This window comes from Streptococcus oralis (assembly GCF_023611505.1).
Classification (GTDB): Bacteria; Bacillota; Bacilli; order Lactobacillales; family Streptococcaceae; genus Streptococcus; species Streptococcus oralis_CT.
In genome coordinates, this window is sequence record NZ_CP097843.1 from 1240868 (window position 1) to 1257633 (window position 16766).

Here is a 16766-nt window from a genome sequence, read left to right on the forward strand (position 1 = left end):
CAAACCTCCCTCCTTACTATTTTTGCCTATCTTGATATGTTTCCCAAACAAATGACACTACCGTTAATGCAGAGCCTACAACAACTGAAGCATATCTTTGTGGTAATTCTGTAAAGTTAGCACTTTTCCCGTGACCGTCGCCTTTATCATTTCGAAGATTGTTAATTCCCTTGATAATTTGATTCAAACCACTCAGAACCAGCTTTACATCTTGATTATTTTTAGCTGAAATATTTTCAGTAGCATCCAAATTCAAAAATTTAAAGACTTTCTTTTGCAAGGTTGCAATATCATTCGCATTAGAATACTCAATTTTCTCGTGGTCTAAAATATGTTTAAAACACGATTCCAGCAACTCTTTAGCCTTACCGATAGCATCCGCTGGAGAGCGAGAAATCATTTCATTCATAATCGCCATTTGCTTATCAATATAGCTACTATCAAAATAGTCAGATAGATATTCAACAGTATTATTTAAGTAAGATATTTGTGAGACTTCATATTTCGAAAGTCTCTCTTTCAATTTTAACGCCTGAGAGTTCTTCTCTTCAGTTTTCTCATAATATGAGTTAGGGAGATCTTCGTAATATCTTAGTAAATCTAAAGCCAATTTTAAAACAAGTTCATCTGATTCATTATTTACAAAAGCCTCTAAAGACTTTCCTTTAGATAAACCGTATTTTTCTTGAATATCTATCCCAACTGAATAAAAAGTAAAATCGGCAAAAGTAGAATTAGAAAAATCTAATACATAGCCTCCACTATTAAAAAATACTTTGATAAAACTCTTATCTTGAAAATTCAATTTCATATTCCCTACACTTAAAACATCAACTCGCTTCAAACAAATCCAGTTGACCAAAACTTTCTTCGAGTTTCTGTTGCTTAGCAATTATATCAACTTTTTGTTCTCCAATTATTGGTTTTATATCTTTCTCATAAGATATATTCGTAATATCTCCACATAATATTTCTGAATTCTGATGATTTTTTTGAAAGGTTTCTAAGGCTTTTTCGTCATTATCAATTCCTAATAGAACATTAAATCTAGCCATCTCGAATCCATAAGATAGACCGCCTGCTCCTGAAAATAAATCTACAATGTTATATTTTTTCAACTGATAAACTCCACACTATTTTCTCATATATAATTATACCATACTGCTTACTTAAAAATACTTCTACATAGATTACATCATATAATACTTAATGTAAACTGAATGAATATCGCTTTTATTTATTCACTATTCAATCAATTATATGGTTTAGACTCCGAAGATTATCATCACTAATCAAGTTAAACAGAAATAGACAGAATTACTACACTCTGCCTCCCTTTATTGTTTCTCTTCCCAATCGTGGTAGGCAGCATAGAGTTGGCTTTTATTCCACTGGTAGAGTTTCGCAACTTCCTTAATAGCTTGATTTTTCTTCATGCCTTGCTGGATACGGGATTGGATTTCTAAAAACAAATCCTCCTCATCCTTCTCCTCCTCATCCTGACTGGCACCTTCAACGATGAGAAGGCACTCGCCCTTAAGTGGCGTTTCAGCGATGTTTTCTAATAACTCAGAGATGGTACCTCGTTGGTATTCTTCATAGATTTTGGTCAATTCTCTGACCAAGACCACCGAGCGGTCGCCATAAACTGCTAGCATATTTTCCAGCGTATCAGCCACACGATGGGGCGATTCGTAGAAAATTTGAGTTTCTGGATAGTCTTTTTTGGCTTGAAAAAATTGCTTTTGCTGGCCTGATTTTCTCGGTAAGAAACCGTAAAAGATATGTGGCTGTGGCGCTAAACCACTGGCAATCAAGGCAGAAATCCCCGCAGAGGCACCCGGAACTGTGACAACTGCAATCTCTTCCTCGATGGCTGCCTTGACTAAATCATGACCAGGGTCCGAGATGCTAGGCAGACCCGCATCGGAGACCTGAGCAATACTTTGTCCTGCTTTCAGAAAACTAATCAAGTCAGGAATCTTTTCCTTGGCATTGTGCTCGTGAAAACTGATCTGCTTAGTGGAAATATCAAAATGCTTGAGCAAAAGCCCTGTATTGCGCGTGTCCTCAGCAGCAATCCAGTCCACCTCTTTCAAGGTCTGGATGGCACGAAAGGTCATATCATCCAGATTTCCAATCGGCGTTGCGACTAGGTAAAGTTTGCCATAGGGAGACTGCCCCTTAAAACTTTTTTGAATCTGCATGCCTACTCCCTATACAACAACTCATCACAGAACATACATTCCTCGTCCTGCTCCCGGCGTTGGCCGTAAAAATCATTACAAACGTGAAACCCATCCTTATAGATCCGACGGACGCTTTCACGAACATGCTTGGCCTTGACGGGAGCATCTGCTTCCACCTCACCTAAGCGTTCGCGTAACTTACTATTTTCCAAACGAAGAGCTGTATTTTCCTCTACTAGGCTCTTGAGATTTTTCTTAATGGCCTCAACATCGGCCAAGGTCACCAATAACTGTTGGGAAAAATCGTCCAGCGCATCAAATAATTCTTTCTTATCCATAAACCAGCCCTTTCCTTTCTTTATTCTTCATTGAGTTTATATTTCTTTCAAGACCAGATATTCCATGGCATTTTGAAAGCTGACATTGGCTTGCCACATTTTTCTAGCTTCTAGCAAATCTTGTAAAATCTGTCGAATCCTTGCTTGCAAGAGGTCCTGTCCACAGAGGACTTCGAGGATTCGCAAGACCTGTTCTTGTTTTTCCTTGTCATCTGCCAAGCTGGCTAATTTAGCAACTTGCAGATAACTTTCTTTTTTCTTAGCTAATAACCAGGTCAGCAGGCGTTCACTCTCTTCCACCAAGGTCCAAAAACTTGCCTGATTTGCCAGTTTTTCTGCTTCAGCACGCGATTGACTAAACAGGGCTAAGAGAGTCGCTTTTTTCTTGACCAGACCTGCTTGTTCTAATTGATGGATAAGCTTTTCTTCTTGCTTTTTAAAGTGAAAAATCTGGGTCCGACTACGGATTGTCGGTAAAATTTTTTCCTCATCGCTGGTCAAGAAGAAAATGTAAACTTCACTCTGAGGTTCTTCGATGACCTTGAGCAGAGAGTTGGCTGCGTTGGGATGCATTTTTTCCGCCTGCTCGATAATAAAGACCTGTTGCTGGCTTTCAATCCCTGCTTGGGAAAACTGACCCACCAATTCCCGAATGCGTTCTGTCTTGATGGCCTGATTGACTGGCTTAATCAAGGTAACATCGGGAAATTCTTCCTGTTCAATCAGCTTGCAGTTTCGGCATTTCTCACATGGTAGAACGCCTACTTTATCCCTACAAAAGAGGCTCTTAGCCAAAAACTGCGCCATTTCCAAGCTTCCAAAGAAACCTGAAAAGAGATAGGCGTGATTGAGCTGGTCTTGTTCTAGGATACGGACAAAGCGGTCAAACTGGTCTGGTTGCCAAGCCTTTAGTTGATCTTGTTTCATTTAGCCAAGCCCATTCTCTCAAACAAGACAGCCTTGGTAGCTTCCACAACCTCCTCCAAAGGAAGACTGGCATCAATCTTGACAATACGATTTCCTTCTTTTTCCAGAAGAGAAAGGTAGCCTTGACGGACTTTTTTGTGCAAGTCCAAACCTTCCAAGTCCAAACGATTAACCTCGCGATCACTATTAGCAGCAATACGAGCCAATCCTTCTTCCACCTCGATGTCAAAATAAAGTGTCAAATCGGGTTTGAGGCCATCTGTCGCAAAATGGTTGAGCCAATCAATAGCATCAATATCCAAGCCACGGCCAAATCCCTGATAAGCAACAGAACTATCGATGAAGCGGTCCATAATGACCAACTTGCCAGCTTCAAGGGCTGGAAGAACTTTTTCCACCAAGTGCTGTCTGCGACTGGCGATATAGAGAAGGAGCTCTGTTTTAGGATCCATCTGAGTATGGCTGGGGTCCAAAATCACTTGACGAATCTTTTCCCCAATCAAGACTCCACCTGGCTCACGGGTCGTCAACACTTCTACTCCTTTTTCCTCTAAAATTGGGAGCAGAGCCTCTAAAACGCTGGTCTTCCCTGCTCCCTCTGGTCCCTCAAGAGAGACTAAAAATCCTTTTGACATGTCTAACTCATTTCTTTTTTTCTACCTTCTATTCTATCAAAAAAATAGGTTTTTGTGACAATCTTTTTGTGTCTTCTCTATTCAATCGACCATAAAAGAGGCTGGGAGTCATCCAACCTCTTATTTACCTAGTTCTTGTGTTCGTTTATAGGATTGATGAACTGCGTCCATGACGGTGCCTCTAAAGGCATGTTCTTCCAGACTTGCTACACCAGCGATAGTCGAACCTCCTGGGCTGCAAACTTGGTCTTTCAATACTCCAGGATGTTGTTGACTTTCGAGGACCATTTGTCCAGCGCCGACTACTGTTTGGGCTGCCATTTTCAAAGCTATTTCTCGTTGCAATCCTGTCTGTACACCCGCATCTGCCAAAGCCTCGATAAAGAGATAGACAAAAGCTGGTCCACAACCTGCTAGACCTGTCGCCGCATCGATTAAACCATCTCCCAGCTCAACCAAAAGACCGGCCTTGGCTAATAACTGACAAAACAGACCATTGTCCTCAACACGACAGTTTGCTGACATGGCGTAACTAATCACTCCTTGGCCGATAGCTACTGGAGTATTGGGCATGATGCGAATGATTCGGTGGTGACTTGGCAGAAGACTCGCTAGTTTTTTCAAGGTCAATCCAGCTGCCATGGAGATCAGAAGAAGACTCTCTCTTTTTTCAAGGATGGTCTGATATTGAGCAAGTAGTTCAGAAAACTGGGCTGGCTTAACTCCTAGAAAAATCACATCTGCTTCTGCAAAAATTTCTTCATTGCTGGAAGCCTGACCGCCAAAGTTGGCGATGAAAGCATCTACTTTTGCTTGACTGCGATTGGCAAGGAGAATCTGTTCACCCGTCTTGGCCTGCCAGACAGCCTTGGCCAAACTAGCTCCCATATTCCCTAAGCCGATAAATCCAATCTTCATCTCTTACTCCCTTATCTGTCCGTCACCAGTAACCACATACTTGTAGCTGGTCAATTCCTTCAAGCCCATTGGACCACGCGCATGCAGTTTCTGAGTAGAAATCCCCATTTCACATCCAAGGCCAAATTGCCCACCATCAGTGAAACGCGTTGAGGCATTGATATAAACCGCTGCTGAGTCTACTTGATTTGTAAAGTAAGCCGCAGCTTCAGTATTTTCTGTCACAATGGCATCCGAATGATGGGTACTGTGAGCTTCAATATGCGCAACCGCTTCTTCTAAACTACTCACAACCTTAACCGCTAGGATATAATCTAAAAACTCGGTGTCAAAGTCTTGGGCCTCAGCTGATCGACCTGAAACAAACTGACTTGCTTTGCTATCCAGACGGAATTGAATCGGTTCCAGCCCATCTTCTTTCCGACTTGTAACCAGAACTTGCTCCAAGCGAGGAAGGAAATCCGCTGCCTTGTCTTCATGAACCAGCAAGACCTCCATGGCATTGCAGACAGAAGGGCGACTAGTTTTGGCATTGTTGATGATGGCTAGAGCCTTGTCTTCGTCTGCATCCTTATCTACATAGACATGGACAATCCCAGTTCCTGTCTCGATAACAGGCACGATAGCATTTTCAACCACGGCATTGATCAAACCAGCCCCTCCACGAGGAATGAGAAGGTCCAGATAACCCTTGGCCTTCATCATGGCATAGCTACTTTCTCGACTGGTATCTTCTACTAGTTGAATCACATCAGGATGAATGGTAGTCGTCTCCAAGCCCTTCTTCAGAGCTGTGACAATAGCATGAGCTGTTTGGTAGGCGTCCTTGCCACTACGAAGAACAACCGCATTGCCACTCTTGAGAGCCAAAGCAGCTGCATCAGAAGTTACATTCGGACGACTTTCATAGATAATACCAATAACCCCCATGGCCACCCGTTTTTTGGTGATAACCAAGCCATTTTCAAGCTGACTTGTTTCTAGGACTTCACCGATAGGATCTGGTAAAGCAACCACTTCACGAATCCCTCTTGCCATCGCTTCTATACGTCCCGCATCCAAATAAAGACGGTCTAGCATAACATCTGAGATTTTCCCCTTGGCCGCTTCTATATCGAGGGCATTTGCCACTAAAATCTCCTCAGTAGCTGCCAATAAATGATCTGCCATGGCTAGCAAGGCTTGGTTTTTCACTGCTTCACTGGCAGTATTGATTGATTTTTTAACAGCTTGTACTTGTTCAAATTGTTCTTGTGTACTTACCATCGTTCACCTCTAAAATTCTGTAAAGAGTAGCTGGATTTCAGGAGTGATGGAAATCCAGTCATCACGGTGAATCAAGACTCCCTTAGCTTTTTGAGAACGGAGCATATCTTCTAGGGCTGAAACGCCAAATTGGACACGTCCCTTTCCAAGAGATTGACCTGTTTCTTTATCTGCTACTGTGACAATATCATGGTAAGAGAAATTCCCTTCCACTTCTACCACACCTGATAAAAGGAGACTTTTTCCGTTTTTTGAAAGTGCTTCTGCAGCTCCACCATCTACCCAAATCGTTCCTTGACTTTGAGCATAGAAGGCCAGCCATTGTTTCTGGGTACGAAGTCCCTTCTCTTGCGCAACAAAGAAAGAACCATCCTTGGTCTCGTCCGCCGCCTCAATCAGCGCATCTGATTTCATGGACGAGCAGATATAGACTGGCACACCCGACTCCGTCGCAATAGTTGCAGCTTTGATTTTTGTCAGCATACCCCCAGTACCATTAGACGAACCTGCTCCACCAGCCATATCAATAATCTCACGATTGATAGTCTCGATTTTCTCAAGACGTTTAGCTTTTGGATCTGAGTTGGGATTGCCAGTATAGAGACCATCCACATCGGTCAAGAGAACTAGGAGATCCGCTTGAACCATAGCCGCTACCTGAGCACTCAGAGTATCATTGTCCCCAACCTTGAGCTCATCAATAACGACACTGTCATTCTCGTTGATGATAGGAATGGCACCACGATGAAGCAATACAGACAAGGCCTGATGGGCATTCTTATAGCGACGCTTATCTACAAAATCATCCTGTGTCAGCAAGATTTGTGCAGAAACGATTTGGCGCATGAGGAGGTTAGTCGTGTATTCTTCTAGGAGTAAACCTTGTCCTACTGCGGCCGAGGCCTGCTTATCTGCAATCTTGGTCGGACGTTTTTTAAAGCCCAAAGCTCCAAATCCTGCCGCTACTGCCCCAGATGACACCAAAATCAACTCATGTCCAGCTTCATGCAACATAGCTAATTGTTGGGTGATTGCCTTTACTTTACTTCTTGATAAACTCCCGTCTTCATTTGTCAAGGACGAAGTCCCTACCTTAAAGACGATTCGTTTGTACTTCATATTCTCACTCCGATTCTTCATATTTATCCATTATAACATGAATGCTTTAAAATAGAAAAGACTTGAAATAAAAAAGGTTGAGACAGGCATCTCAACTCTTTTATCACGTCTAATTCTTTCTTAATCTCTCCAAGGTTTCTTTAAAAATATCTGGAATATCTGCCGTAAACTCCAAGGTTTCACCTGTTTTCGGATGGGTAAAACCTAGAGTTTTAGCATGGAGAAATTGTCCATGTCCTTTCAGAGTTTTTCGAGGACCATAGACCTCATCCCCAGCGACTGGATGACCAATATAAGCCATGTGAACACGGATTTGGTGGGTACGTCCTGTCTCTAGTTGCAACTCCACTAAGGTATAATCACCAAAACGTTCCAAGACATGAAAACGCGTCACTGCCGGCTTCCCTTTAGCAGTCACAGCCTGTTTCTTACGGTCTTTTTCGCTCCGACCAATCGGCGCTTCAATCACACCACGATCATTAGGAAGATTGCCATGAACAATCGCCCAGTATTTACGTAGAGACTTCTTGTCCTTGAGTTCTTGGGCAAGTGCTAAGTGGGCCTCATCATTTTTCGCAATCATGAGGAGACCAGACGTATCCTTGTCAATACGGTGAACAATTCCTGGACGGAGGACCCCATTGATACCTGACAAGTCTTTGATATGGTACATGAGAGCATTGACCAAGGTTCCGCTAGTATGACCGGCGCTGGGATGAACCACCATACCCTGCGGCTTATTGACAACGGCGACGTCCTCATCTTGGTAGATAATTTCCAGAGGAAGTTCCTCAGCAACATACTCCAAAACCTCTGGTTCTGGCACATGGTAGGTGACGATATCCCCCTCTTGGACAGTGTATTTCGCTTTCTTGGCTTGCCCATTAACCAAAACTTGTCCAGCCTTGATTTGTTCATTAGCGAGACTGCGCGACAATTCTGTAAGATCCGACAGGGCCTTGTCTAAACGTTGCCCACCAGTTTCAATTTTTATTTCCATTTACTTCCTCTTTAAGCATTGCAATCAATAAAACAATGACACCAACTGTCAAATAGCTGTCAGCCACATTGAAAATCGCAAAGTTGATAAAGTCTAGGTGAAACATATCCACTACAAAACCTTGACTCATTCTGTCGATAAAGTTGCCCAGACCTCCCGCGATTATCAAAGTCAGTCCAAAAACTAGCCAGAGAGAGTCCTCCATGTGTTTATGTAGATACCAAATGGCACCTGCCATGACGACCAGTGTAATAACAGCAAATAACCACTGCTGATCTTGCAGCATGGAGAAGGCTGCTCCTCTATTTTGCAGATAGGTCAAGCTAACAAGATTGGGTATCCACGAACGCACTTCACCCAGTGGAATCTGCTGGAGAACATAGGCTTTAACCCACTGATCCAGCCCAATCAAAAGCAGTACAATGACTGCCACTATTCCTCTTTTTTTCATGATTTCCTCTTTTGATCAAAATATTCTTGCATGACTTCTACGAAAAGAGTCCCAGCTTGGCTAAGCTCGACTTCTTCCCGTTTGACATAGACCATGCGGTTATCTAGATTATCCTTGAGGCGAATGACTGTGATCCCATTAACACTGTCACTATCTAAAAATCCAGACCCTGTCGCATAAGCATCCGTCCGCTCCAAAATACCATTCAAAGTAGCACGGTCCGTCACATTGAACATCTGGGAGCTCGCGCTGGTATCGACAAAGTTCTCTGAATAGTAAAGGTACTCGTCCTTTTCCTGAGTAAAGCGAACTGTTGGTAAATCAGCTAAGTCCTCCATGACCAATTCCTCTTTCTGTGCTAAAGGATGTCCTTCACGCAGATAGATATGAGTCTGAAAAGGAATCAACTCAATGACTTCAAGACCTAACTTTTCAATCCGTTGCATAATTCCCTTTTGATTTTGATTGTTGAGGTAGATAATCCCAATCTCACTGTGACCCTGAGCTACTTCGTCTAAGATTTGAACTGTAGTAGACTCAAAAATACGGAAGTTTTTGTAGTCAGGATAGCGCTCTGAAAAAGCCGTAATGGTTGGTGGTAAGAAGTCATAGTGCTGACTGGCAATGGAAAATTCATCCTTTTCTTCCTCAGGATTGGCATATTGATTTTGAAAAACATCAAATCCTTTGACCAATTCTTGCGCTTTCTCATAAAATTCCATACCGCGACGTGTCAAAAACGTTCCTGAACTCGTCCGACGGAAAATTTTAAAGCCTAACTCTTTTTCCAAATCGCGCACAGAAATAGACAGACTCGGCTGACTAACATACATTTTTTCAGCAGCTTCACGGAAAGTACCGCTATTCGCAATGGCCACAACATAGCGTAATTGTTGAATATTCATCTTCTACCCCCAACTTCTCTATCTGTTCATTATACCATATTTCAGAATTTTTCCAAAAAAGAAAAAAGTGTCCATCGCAAGTTTAAATCTAACTATTCTTTATTAAATTCAATATGGGTACCAAAACAAAAAATAGGCTCTCCGAAAACTCGGAAAGCCTTATTTAATGCTACTTCTAGCTTCCTTGCCTTGTCATTTCAAGGTTCGGGATGAAAAGGTTCACTGAACCTTTTTATTTTGCGATTGGGTAAACAGAAACTTGTTTTTTATCGCGTCCTTTACGTTCAAAACGTACTACGCCTTCAACTTTAGCGAACAAAGTATCGTCTCCACCACGTCCAACGTTTACACCTGGATAGATGTGTGTACCACGTTGACGGTAAAGGATTGATCCACCTGTTACAGTTTGTCCGTCAGCTGCTTTAGCTCCAAGACGTTTCGCTTGTGAATCACGTCCGTTTGATGTAGAACCTCCACCTTTTTTGTGGGCGAAAAGTTGCAAGTTGTTAAGAGTCATTTTTAACATAATGTTTTCCTCCGTGTTAGTTTTCTGTGATAACTCTGGTTTGGACGAACTCAGAAGAGTTCTCCGATAAGTTTGCCATACCTAAGAAAAATGATTCGAAGAATAACTGGGTCATTTCTCTCTGGTGTGAAGGAAGATCCGCTGGTATTTCAACCTTTAGATAGCCACCTTCATCTTCGTTTAATTCTAAGATTGGTTCATAGCCTGCAAATTTCTCAATAGAATTGATAAAGTTAATGGCAAGCGTAGAAACCGATGCACACACGACATCTAAGCCGTATTCGCCACTTTCGGCGTGTCCAGTAATTTCCGCACTCCTCAGCTCGCCATCTTCGGCTCTCTCAAAGACTGCTTGTATCATGTGTTCTCCTTAAAATTAAGCGTTGATCGCGTTGATGACAACTTTTGTATATGGTTGACGGTGACCTTGTTTACGGTGGCTACCTTTTTTAGGTTTGTACTTGTAAGTAACAACTTTCTTTTGTTTTCCTTGTTTTTCAACAGTTCCAACTACAGTAGCTCCAGCAACAAGTGGAGTTCCGACAACAGTGTTTTCACCACCAACAAGAACAACTTCGTTAAAAGTAACTTCTTGACCAGCTTCAACGTTCAATTTTTCAACGTAAACTGCTTGACCAACTTCAACTTTAACTTGTTTTCCGCCAGTTTTGATAATTGCGTATGTGCTCATTATGCACCTCCTATGATTTTTAGGGTTTCCCCGTATTTTTGTGAAGACTCGCCTAGCATCGTGGGACGAACCACTTTACACTCACTATGTGAGCAACGATGTTCGTGCGGTTGCACAGGACTGTGCATAGTCAACTCTTCAAGTATAGCATATCTTCTTTTTTCTTACAAGCGAAATCAATCAAATTTAAGCTTTTTCTTTCCCTTTTTTTCTCCAAGAAGCAAAAAGCATACTGAAGTAAAAGATACTCATCATAAGAGGAACACCTAGAATTGTCTTCTCCTGATAGTAAATCGTCAAATAAGCTGAAAAAACAACTCCGAAGACAAAACTGCTAAGTAAGCTAACAAAAATCAAGCCCTCTCGTAGGAAAGGCGTATGCTTGGTCCGGAAATAATCACCAAAAGCCAACATAGTTCGTTTGATATTCCCTGTCATAAAAGCATTATTATAGGCAATCCCTGACACTTCTCCAAAAGCAGTTGTCACCAATCCCATACAAAAGGCCAATGGCGGTACGAGATAGATATTCTCTACAGTTTGCGGCACAAACCCTATAATTAGGGACAGGACTGCAAGTGGAATTACGGACAAAATTGGCTTTTTAACAATTCTCAATTTTTCCTTATAAATAGTTAATAAAAGGACTCCCATCATAAAAGCTAGCAAGGTCATTACTTTGGCACTGGCATCTGACACATTGTGTTGAATGAGTCCTACTGATAGAAAAACCACATTCCCAGTCTGTCCTGCCACCAGGGTATTTCCTCGCACGATAAAGGTATAGGCATCTACATATCCTGCGCAAAAAGTCAAAAAAAGCGCTAGCCTCTTAGACTGACGTGATATTTTTCTTATTGGTAATAATCTCATTTTCTCCCCCTTTTCATTTCATCTACTTATCTAAACATTGTACCACTTTCTCCAAGAAATGCGTAGTCCATTTGAAAATTTTTACCATCTGTTGGATAGTCCTTCTTTTCTATGTTATAATGAAGGAAGGATTTGAAGTCGGAAAAGGAGTATTTATGCTTAAATTAGGTGTTATCGGAACAGGCGCTATCAGCCATCATTTCATAGAAGCAGCCCATGCCAGCGGAGAATACCAGCTGGTCGCAGTCTATTCTAGAAAACGAGAAACTGCCGCAACCTTTGCTTCTCGCTATGAAAATATCCAACTCTTTGATCAATTAGAAGACTTCTTTAATTCTTCCTTTGATGTAGTCTATATCGCTAGTCCAAACTCCTTGCATTTTGTTCAAGCCAAGGCTGCCTTGTCTGCTGGTAAGCACGTCATTCTTGAAAAGCCAGCTGTCACTCAGCCACAAGAATGGCTAGATTTGAGGCAAACGGCTGAGAAAAATCACTGTTTTATCTTTGAGGCAGCTCGTAATTACCACGAGGAATCTTTTACTACTATCAAGAATTTTTTGGCAGACAAGCAAATATTGGGAGCAGATTTCAACTATGCCAAGTATTCATCCAAGATGCCGGACTTGTTGGCTGGGCAGACGCCAAATGTTTTTTCAGATCGTTTTGCTGGTGGAGCCCTTATGGATTTGGGGATTTATCCTCTCTACGCCGCTGTTTGCCTCTTTGGAAAAGCCCAAGACGCGACTTATCAGGCTCAACAGCTTGACAATAGCATTGACCTAAATGGAGACGGTATCCTCTTCTACCCTGACTTTCAAGTTCATATCAAAGCTGGGAAAAACATCACTTCCAATCTTCCTTGTGAGATTTACACAGCAGATGGAACCTTGACCCTCAACACGATTGAACATGTCCGCTCAGCTATTTTTAGAGACCACCAAGGAAATCAAGTCCAACTTCCTATCCAACAGGATCCTCATACAATGACTGAGGAAGCAGCTGCATTTGCACAGATGATCCAGCGGCCAGACCAGACGCTTTACCAGAACTGGCTGAATGATGCAGGTTCTGTTCATGACCTATTATATACCATGCGCCAGACTGCTGGCATTAGATTTGAGGCAGAAAAATGAAAACCAAACTACCGACTGAATGGCAGAAATTGAGCGACCAGCTCGGTTTCCAAGAATTTACCCCCATTCAAACTCAACTATTTGAGCCCATTCTTGCTGGAGAAAACCTCCTAGGAGTAAGCCCAACAGGAACTGGTAAGACCCTCGCTTACCTCTTACCAAGTCTTCTCAGACTGAAAAAGAAAAAAGCCCAGCAACTCTTGATTCTAGCACCAAATACAGAACTAGCTGGACAGATTTTTGACGTGTGTAAAACCTGGGCTGAAGCTATTGGTTTAACAGCTCAACTCTTCCTATCAGGTTCCAGTCAGAAACGCCAGATTGAACGCCTCAAAAAAGGACCAGAAATTCTGATTGGAACTCCTGGCCGTATCTTTGAGTTGATTAAATTGAAAAAAATCAAGATGATGAATGTGGAAACTATCATCCTGGATGAATTTGACCAATTGCTCGATGATTCTCAGATTCACTTTGTCGAGAAAATCACTCACTACGCACCTCGTGACCACCAACTCGTCTACATGAGTGCGACGACCAAGTTTGACCAAGAAAAGATTGCGGCAAACACGCGCACCATTGATCTCTCAGATCAAAAACTGGACAACATCCAACACTTCTACATGCAGGTAGACCAACGTCACCGAGTGGACATGCTGCGAAAACTGGCTCATGTTGAGGATTTTCGTGGTCTGGTCTTCTTTAACAGTTTGTCAGACCTTGGAAGCGCTGAGGAAAAACTACAGTATCGGGATATCTTGGCTGTTTCCCTCGCTAGTGATGTTAATGTTAAGTTTCGAAAAGTCATCTTAGAAAAGTTCAAAGACAAGCAGCTAACCCTGCTCCTTGCAACTGACCTTCTGGCTCATGGGATTGATATTGATAGCCTGGAATGTGTCGTAAACTTTGATGTTCCTAGAGACATGGAAACTTACACTCACCGCGCTGGCCGTACAGGTCGCATGGGTAAAGAGGGCTATGTGATCACTCTCGTAACCCATCCTGAAGAACTTAAAAAACTCAAGAAATTCGCAAATGTAGGTGAAATTGTTCTAAAAAATCAAGAACTCTATATCAAATAAGGTTGGCATTTGCCAACCTTTTTCTTATCCCCAAGTAATTTCTAATTGATAGCTGGCAAAGGGGTGTCCCTCTTGGTTTTGTAGTTGGTAGGCTAACTCAATCTTTTGTCCATCCAGTTTGTAGTGACTTGTTTGAATGATGAACTCCTGCATCCCCATTGGAGTAGGAATATAGGCCAAACTATCACTATCCTTTAGAAAACGCATGATGGTCTTGGGAGTGGAAAAACGGCTCATCACCAGTTCTTCTTGATGAAACTTGAGAACCACTTTTTCTTTTTCTTCATTGTAGAAAAGTAAATAGCTATAATCCCCTTTTTCACGCACTTCCACGTCATAGAGTTGGTCAATCACTTCCAACTGTTCATCAAACTGAATCCTATTTCGCATCCGAATCTTCACATCTAGTCCTCTTTCTTCTCTCTTGTCCTACTATTTTACCAAAAAGAGCAGGATTTTGCTATAATGGTCATATGAACGAAAAAGTATTCCGTGACCCAGTTCACAACTACATCCATGTCAATAATCAGGTCATCTATGACTTGATAAATACAAAAGAATTTCAACGTCTGCGCCGTATCAAACAATTAGGGACTTCCAGCTATACCTTCCATGGTGGAGAACACAGTCGCTTTTCCCACTGTTTGGGGGTCTATGAGATTGCTCGTCGTATCACAGAGATTTTTGAAGAAAAATATCCTGAAGAATGGGATCCTGCTGAGTCTCTCTTGACCATGACCGCTGCGCTCCTTCATGACCTCGGGCATGGTGCCTATTCCCATACTTTTGAGCATCTCTTTGATACAGATCATGAAGCCATTACCCAGGAAATCATCCAAAGTCCTGAGACAGAGATTCACCAAGTCCTACTTCAAGTAGCGCCCGATTTCCCAGAAAAGGTGGCTAGCGTCATCGACCATACCTATCCTAACAAGCAGGTCGTACAACTTATTTCTAGTCAGATTGATGCGGACCGCATGGACTATCTCTTGCGCGACTCCTATTTTACAGGAGCATCTTATGGGGAATTTGACTTGACACGGATCCTCCGAGTCATTCGTCCTGTCGAAAATGGGATCGCCTTTCAGCGTAATGGCATGCACGCTATTGAAGACTATGTCCTCAGTCGCTACCAGATGTATATGCAGGTTTATTTCCACCCCGCAACACGCGCCATGGAAGTCCTCCTACAGAATCTTCTCAAACGCGCCAAGGAACTCTATCCTGAAGATAAGGACTTCTTTGCACGCACTTCTCCTCATTTGCTACCTTTTTTTGAAAAGAAAGTTGATCTATCTGACTATCTGGCTCTGGATGATGGCGTGATGAATACCTACTTCCAACTCTGGATGACCAGTCCTGACAAGATACTAGCAGACTTGTCGCAACGCTTTGTCAACCGCAAGGTCTTTAAATCCATTACTTTTTCTCAAGAAGACCAAGACCAACTCGCAACCATGAGACAATTAGTTGAAGAAATCGGTTTTGATCCAGACTACTATACTGCCATTCATAAGAATTTTGACCTTCCTTATGATATCTATCGTCCCGAATCTGAAAACCCGCGGACACAGATTGAGATTTTACAAAAAAATGGTGAACTGGCAGAACTCTCTAGCCTGTCTCCTATCGTCCAATCCCTTGCTGGTAGTCGCCACGGAGATAATCGTTTTTATTTCCCAAAAGAAATGTTGGACCAAAACAGTATCTTCGCAAGTATCACCCAGCAATTTTTACACTTGATTGAGAACGATCATTTTACCCCAAATAAGAAGGAATAGAGGAAATATATGAGTATTAAACTAATCGCCGTCGATATCGATGGTACCCTGGTTAACAGTAAAAAGGAAATCACTCCGGAAGTCTTTTCTGCCATCCAAGATGCCAAACAAGCTGGTGTCAAAGTCGTGATTGCAACGGGTCGTCCTATCGCAGGTGTTGCCAAATTGCTGGACGACTTGCAGTTGAGAGACGAGGGTGACTATGTGGTAACCTTCAACGGTGCCCTTGTCCAAGAAACTGCTACTGGCCATGAGATTATCAGCGAATCTTTAGCCTATGAGGATTATCTCGATATGGAATTTCTCAGTCGCAAGCTTGGTGTCCACATGCACGCCATTACCAAGGACGGTATCTATACTGCCAATCGCAATATCGGAAAATACACGGTGCACGAATCAACCCTCGTCAACATGCCCATTTTCTACCGCACTCCTGAAGAAATGGCTGACAAGGAAATCGTCAAGTGTATGTTTATCGATGAACCAGAAATCCTCGATGCTGCGATTGAAAAGATACCAGCAGAATTTGACGAGCGCTACTCTATTAACAAATCAGCTCCCTTTTACCTCGAACTCCTTAAAAAGAATGTAGACAAGGGTTCAGCCATCACTCACCTAGCTGAAAAACTCGGATTGACCACAGATGAAACCATGGCGATTGGTGACGAGGAAAATGATCGTGCCATGCTGGAAGTCGTTGGTAATCCTGTTGTCATGGAAAATGGAAATCCAGAACTCAAAAAAATCGCCAAATACATCACTAAAACAAATGATGAATCCGGCGTTGCCCATGCTATTCGTACGTGGGTATTGTAAAAAAGTAAGAATAGATAAAACCCGCTCAACAGAGCGGTTTTTGTATGAATATATCACAATGAGAGTAAATTAATAAATTGAATTGCAGTTGTACAGTTACTTAAATCTTGAGAGTACAA

General features: G+C 42.3%; 21 protein-coding genes, 1 pseudogene and 1 other annotated feature. Of the genes and pseudogenes, 5 read left to right on the forward strand and 17 right to left on the reverse strand.

Going from position 1 to position 16766, the window contains the following annotated elements; all coding sequences use genetic code 11:
- Positions 1–16: 16 nt before the first annotated feature.
- The 12 genes from M9H69_RS06410 to M9H69_RS06465 all read right to left on the reverse strand — a co-directional run bounded on the left by M9H69_RS06410 (position 17) and on the right by M9H69_RS06465 (position 9748).
- Positions 17–811, reverse strand: coding sequence for an abortive infection family protein (locus M9H69_RS06410; RefSeq protein WP_125448234.1), 795 nt, complete (start codon positions 809–811; stop codon positions 17–19).
- Positions 812–830: 19 nt separating this feature from the next.
- Positions 831–1118 (reverse strand): DNA cytosine methyltransferase, encoded by a 288-nt coding sequence (locus M9H69_RS06415; RefSeq protein ID WP_009014032.1) that lies wholly within the window; start codon positions 1116–1118, stop codon positions 831–833.
- A 219-nt stretch (positions 1119–1337) separates the two neighbouring features.
- Entirely contained in the window at positions 1338–2207 is an 870-nt protein-coding gene (gene rsmI / locus M9H69_RS06420) for a 16S rRNA (cytidine(1402)-2'-O)-methyltransferase (protein WP_250315126.1), read from the reverse strand.
- A 2-nt stretch (positions 2208–2209) separates the two neighbouring features.
- Complete coding sequence (gene yabA / locus M9H69_RS06425) at positions 2210–2527, reverse strand: DNA replication initiation control protein YabA (RefSeq protein ID WP_000358227.1); 318 nt, start codon at positions 2525–2527, stop codon at positions 2210–2212.
- Between the two features lie 36 nt (positions 2528–2563).
- Entirely contained in the window at positions 2564–3454 is an 891-nt protein-coding gene (locus tag M9H69_RS06430; protein WP_250315127.1) for a DNA polymerase III subunit delta', read from the reverse strand.
- A complete protein-coding gene (gene tmk, locus M9H69_RS06435) occupies positions 3451–4089 on the reverse strand; it encodes a dTMP kinase (RefSeq protein ID WP_250315128.1) in 639 nt (212 codons plus the stop codon). The genes M9H69_RS06430 and tmk overlap by 4 nt, the downstream gene beginning before the upstream one ends.
- A 120-nt stretch (positions 4090–4209) precedes the next feature.
- Entirely contained in the window at positions 4210–5007 is a 798-nt protein-coding gene (gene proC, locus M9H69_RS06440) for a pyrroline-5-carboxylate reductase (RefSeq protein ID WP_250315129.1), read from the reverse strand.
- A gap of 3 nt (positions 5008–5010) precedes the next feature.
- Positions 5011–6273: a glutamate-5-semialdehyde dehydrogenase gene (locus M9H69_RS06445; RefSeq protein WP_250315130.1), complete on the reverse strand. Its 1263-nt coding sequence runs from the start codon at positions 6271–6273 to the stop codon at positions 5011–5013.
- Positions 6274–6282: 9 nt separating this feature from the next.
- Positions 6283–7392, reverse strand: coding sequence for a glutamate 5-kinase (proB, locus tag M9H69_RS06450; RefSeq protein ID WP_250315131.1), 1110 nt, complete (start codon positions 7390–7392; stop codon positions 6283–6285).
- Positions 7393–7501: 109 nt separating this feature from the next.
- Positions 7502–8392 (reverse strand): RluA family pseudouridine synthase, encoded by an 891-nt coding sequence (locus M9H69_RS06455; RefSeq protein WP_250315132.1) that lies wholly within the window; start codon positions 8390–8392, stop codon positions 7502–7504.
- Positions 8376–8843: a signal peptidase II gene (gene lspA / locus M9H69_RS06460; protein WP_250315133.1), complete on the reverse strand. Its 468-nt coding sequence runs from the start codon at positions 8841–8843 to the stop codon at positions 8376–8378. Before lspA ends, M9H69_RS06455 begins: the two co-directional genes overlap by 17 nt.
- Positions 8840–9748 carry a LysR family transcriptional regulator gene (locus tag M9H69_RS06465; protein ID WP_250315134.1) on the reverse strand — a complete coding sequence of 303 codons (909 nt, stop codon included), beginning with the start codon at positions 9746–9748 and terminating at the stop codon, positions 8840–8842. Before M9H69_RS06465 ends, lspA begins: the two co-directional genes overlap by 4 nt.
- On the opposite strand from M9H69_RS06465, the pseudogene M9H69_RS06470 reads away from it, so the two are divergent.
- A pseudogene (locus M9H69_RS06470) lies at positions 9741–9836 on the forward strand (AraC family transcriptional regulator); the annotation flags it as partial. The gene M9H69_RS06465 and the pseudogene M9H69_RS06470 overlap by 8 nt on opposite strands.
- A 144-nt stretch (positions 9837–9980) precedes the next feature.
- Here the strand turns inward: M9H69_RS06470 and rpmA are convergent.
- The 4 genes from rpmA to M9H69_RS06490 all read right to left on the reverse strand — a co-directional run bounded on the left by rpmA (position 9981) and on the right by M9H69_RS06490 (position 11838).
- Positions 9981–10274: a 50S ribosomal protein L27 gene (gene rpmA / locus M9H69_RS06475; RefSeq protein ID WP_000916509.1), complete on the reverse strand. Its 294-nt coding sequence runs from the start codon at positions 10272–10274 to the stop codon at positions 9981–9983.
- A 16-nt stretch (positions 10275–10290) separates the two neighbouring features.
- Positions 10291–10635, reverse strand: coding sequence for a ribosomal-processing cysteine protease Prp (locus M9H69_RS06480; protein ID WP_000613697.1), 345 nt, complete (start codon positions 10633–10635; stop codon positions 10291–10293).
- A 15-nt stretch (positions 10636–10650) separates the two neighbouring features.
- On the reverse strand, positions 10651–10965 hold the full coding sequence (gene rplU / locus M9H69_RS06485; RefSeq protein WP_000109141.1) for a 50S ribosomal protein L21: 315 nt from the start codon (positions 10963–10965) through the stop codon (positions 10651–10653).
- Between the two features lie 34 nt (positions 10966–10999).
- Positions 11000–11087, reverse strand: a sequence feature (ribosomal protein L21 leader region).
- A 64-nt stretch (positions 11088–11151) separates the two neighbouring features.
- Positions 11152–11838 (reverse strand): YoaK family protein, encoded by a 687-nt coding sequence (locus tag M9H69_RS06490; protein ID WP_250315135.1) that lies wholly within the window; start codon positions 11836–11838, stop codon positions 11152–11154.
- Positions 11839–11993: 155 nt separating this feature from the next.
- Between M9H69_RS06490 and M9H69_RS06495 the strand changes: the two genes are divergently transcribed.
- Together M9H69_RS06495 and M9H69_RS06500 are read left to right on the forward strand one after the other, a co-directional pair.
- Positions 11994–12971: a Gfo/Idh/MocA family protein gene (locus M9H69_RS06495; RefSeq protein ID WP_250315136.1), complete on the forward strand. Its 978-nt coding sequence runs from the start codon at positions 11994–11996 to the stop codon at positions 12969–12971.
- Positions 12968–14050 carry a DEAD/DEAH box helicase gene (locus tag M9H69_RS06500; protein WP_250315137.1) on the forward strand — a complete coding sequence of 361 codons (1083 nt, stop codon included), beginning with the start codon at positions 12968–12970 and terminating at the stop codon, positions 14048–14050. Before M9H69_RS06495 ends, M9H69_RS06500 begins: the two co-directional genes overlap by 4 nt.
- Before the next feature lie 24 nt (positions 14051–14074).
- Here M9H69_RS06500 and M9H69_RS06505 read toward each other — a convergent pair whose 3' ends face one another.
- A complete protein-coding gene (locus tag M9H69_RS06505) occupies positions 14075–14452 on the reverse strand; it encodes a DUF1934 domain-containing protein (RefSeq protein ID WP_250315138.1) in 378 nt (125 codons plus the stop codon).
- Between the two features lie 71 nt (positions 14453–14523).
- Between M9H69_RS06505 and M9H69_RS06510 the strand changes: the two genes are divergently transcribed.
- Positions 14524–15831, forward strand: a complete 1308-nt coding sequence (locus tag M9H69_RS06510) for an HD domain-containing protein (protein WP_250315139.1) — start codon at positions 14524–14526, stop codon at positions 15829–15831.
- Between the two features lie 9 nt (positions 15832–15840).
- Positions 15841–16647, forward strand: a complete 807-nt coding sequence (gene yidA, locus M9H69_RS06515; RefSeq protein WP_250315140.1) for a sugar-phosphatase — start codon at positions 15841–15843, stop codon at positions 16645–16647.
- Positions 16648–16766 lie beyond the last annotated feature (119 nt).

Coding starts and splice junctions, on each gene's coding strand:
- proC (WP_250315129.1), bottom strand. CDS start 5,007: ATGAAGATTGGATTTATCGGCTTAGGGAATATGGGAGCTAGTTTGGCC.
- M9H69_RS06430 (WP_250315127.1), bottom strand. CDS start 3,454: ATGAAACAAGATCAACTAAAGGCTTGGCAACCAGACCAGTTTGACCGC.
- M9H69_RS06455 (WP_250315132.1), bottom strand. CDS start 8,392: ATGGAAATAAAAATTGAAACTGGTGGGCAACGTTTAGACAAGGCCCTG.
- M9H69_RS06500 (WP_250315137.1), top strand. CDS start 12,968: ATGAAAACCAAACTACCGACTGAATGGCAGAAATTGAGCGACCAGCTC.
- tmk (WP_250315128.1), bottom strand. CDS start 4,089: ATGTCAAAAGGATTTTTAGTCTCTCTTGAGGGACCAGAGGGAGCAGGG.
- M9H69_RS06495 (WP_250315136.1), top strand. CDS start 11,994: ATGCTTAAATTAGGTGTTATCGGAACAGGCGCTATCAGCCATCATTTC.
- rpmA (WP_000916509.1), bottom strand. CDS start 10,274: ATGTTAAAAATGACTCTTAACAACTTGCAACTTTTCGCCCACAAAAAA.
- yidA (WP_250315140.1), top strand. CDS start 15,841: ATGAGTATTAAACTAATCGCCGTCGATATCGATGGTACCCTGGTTAAC.
- yabA (WP_000358227.1), bottom strand. CDS start 2,527: ATGGATAAGAAAGAATTATTTGATGCGCTGGACGATTTTTCCCAACAG.
- M9H69_RS06445 (WP_250315130.1), bottom strand. CDS start 6,273: ATGGTAAGTACACAAGAACAATTTGAACAAGTACAAGCTGTTAAAAAA.
- lspA (WP_250315133.1), bottom strand. CDS start 8,843: ATGAAAAAAAGAGGAATAGTGGCAGTCATTGTACTGCTTTTGATTGGG.
- M9H69_RS06510 (WP_250315139.1), top strand. CDS start 14,524: ATGAACGAAAAAGTATTCCGTGACCCAGTTCACAACTACATCCATGTC.
- rplU (WP_000109141.1), bottom strand. CDS start 10,965: ATGAGCACATACGCAATTATCAAAACTGGCGGAAAACAAGTTAAAGTT.
- M9H69_RS06465 (WP_250315134.1), bottom strand. CDS start 9,748: ATGAATATTCAACAATTACGCTATGTTGTGGCCATTGCGAATAGCGGT.
- rsmI (WP_250315126.1), bottom strand. CDS start 2,207: ATGCAGATTCAAAAAAGTTTTAAGGGGCAGTCTCCCTATGGCAAACTT.
- M9H69_RS06480 (WP_000613697.1), bottom strand. CDS start 10,635: ATGATACAAGCAGTCTTTGAGAGAGCCGAAGATGGCGAGCTGAGGAGT.
- M9H69_RS06490 (WP_250315135.1), bottom strand. CDS start 11,838: ATGAGATTATTACCAATAAGAAAAATATCACGTCAGTCTAAGAGGCTA.
- proB (WP_250315131.1), bottom strand. CDS start 7,392: ATGAAGTACAAACGAATCGTCTTTAAGGTAGGGACTTCGTCCTTGACA.
- M9H69_RS06410 (WP_125448234.1), bottom strand. CDS start 811: ATGAAATTGAATTTTCAAGATAAGAGTTTTATCAAAGTATTTTTTAAT.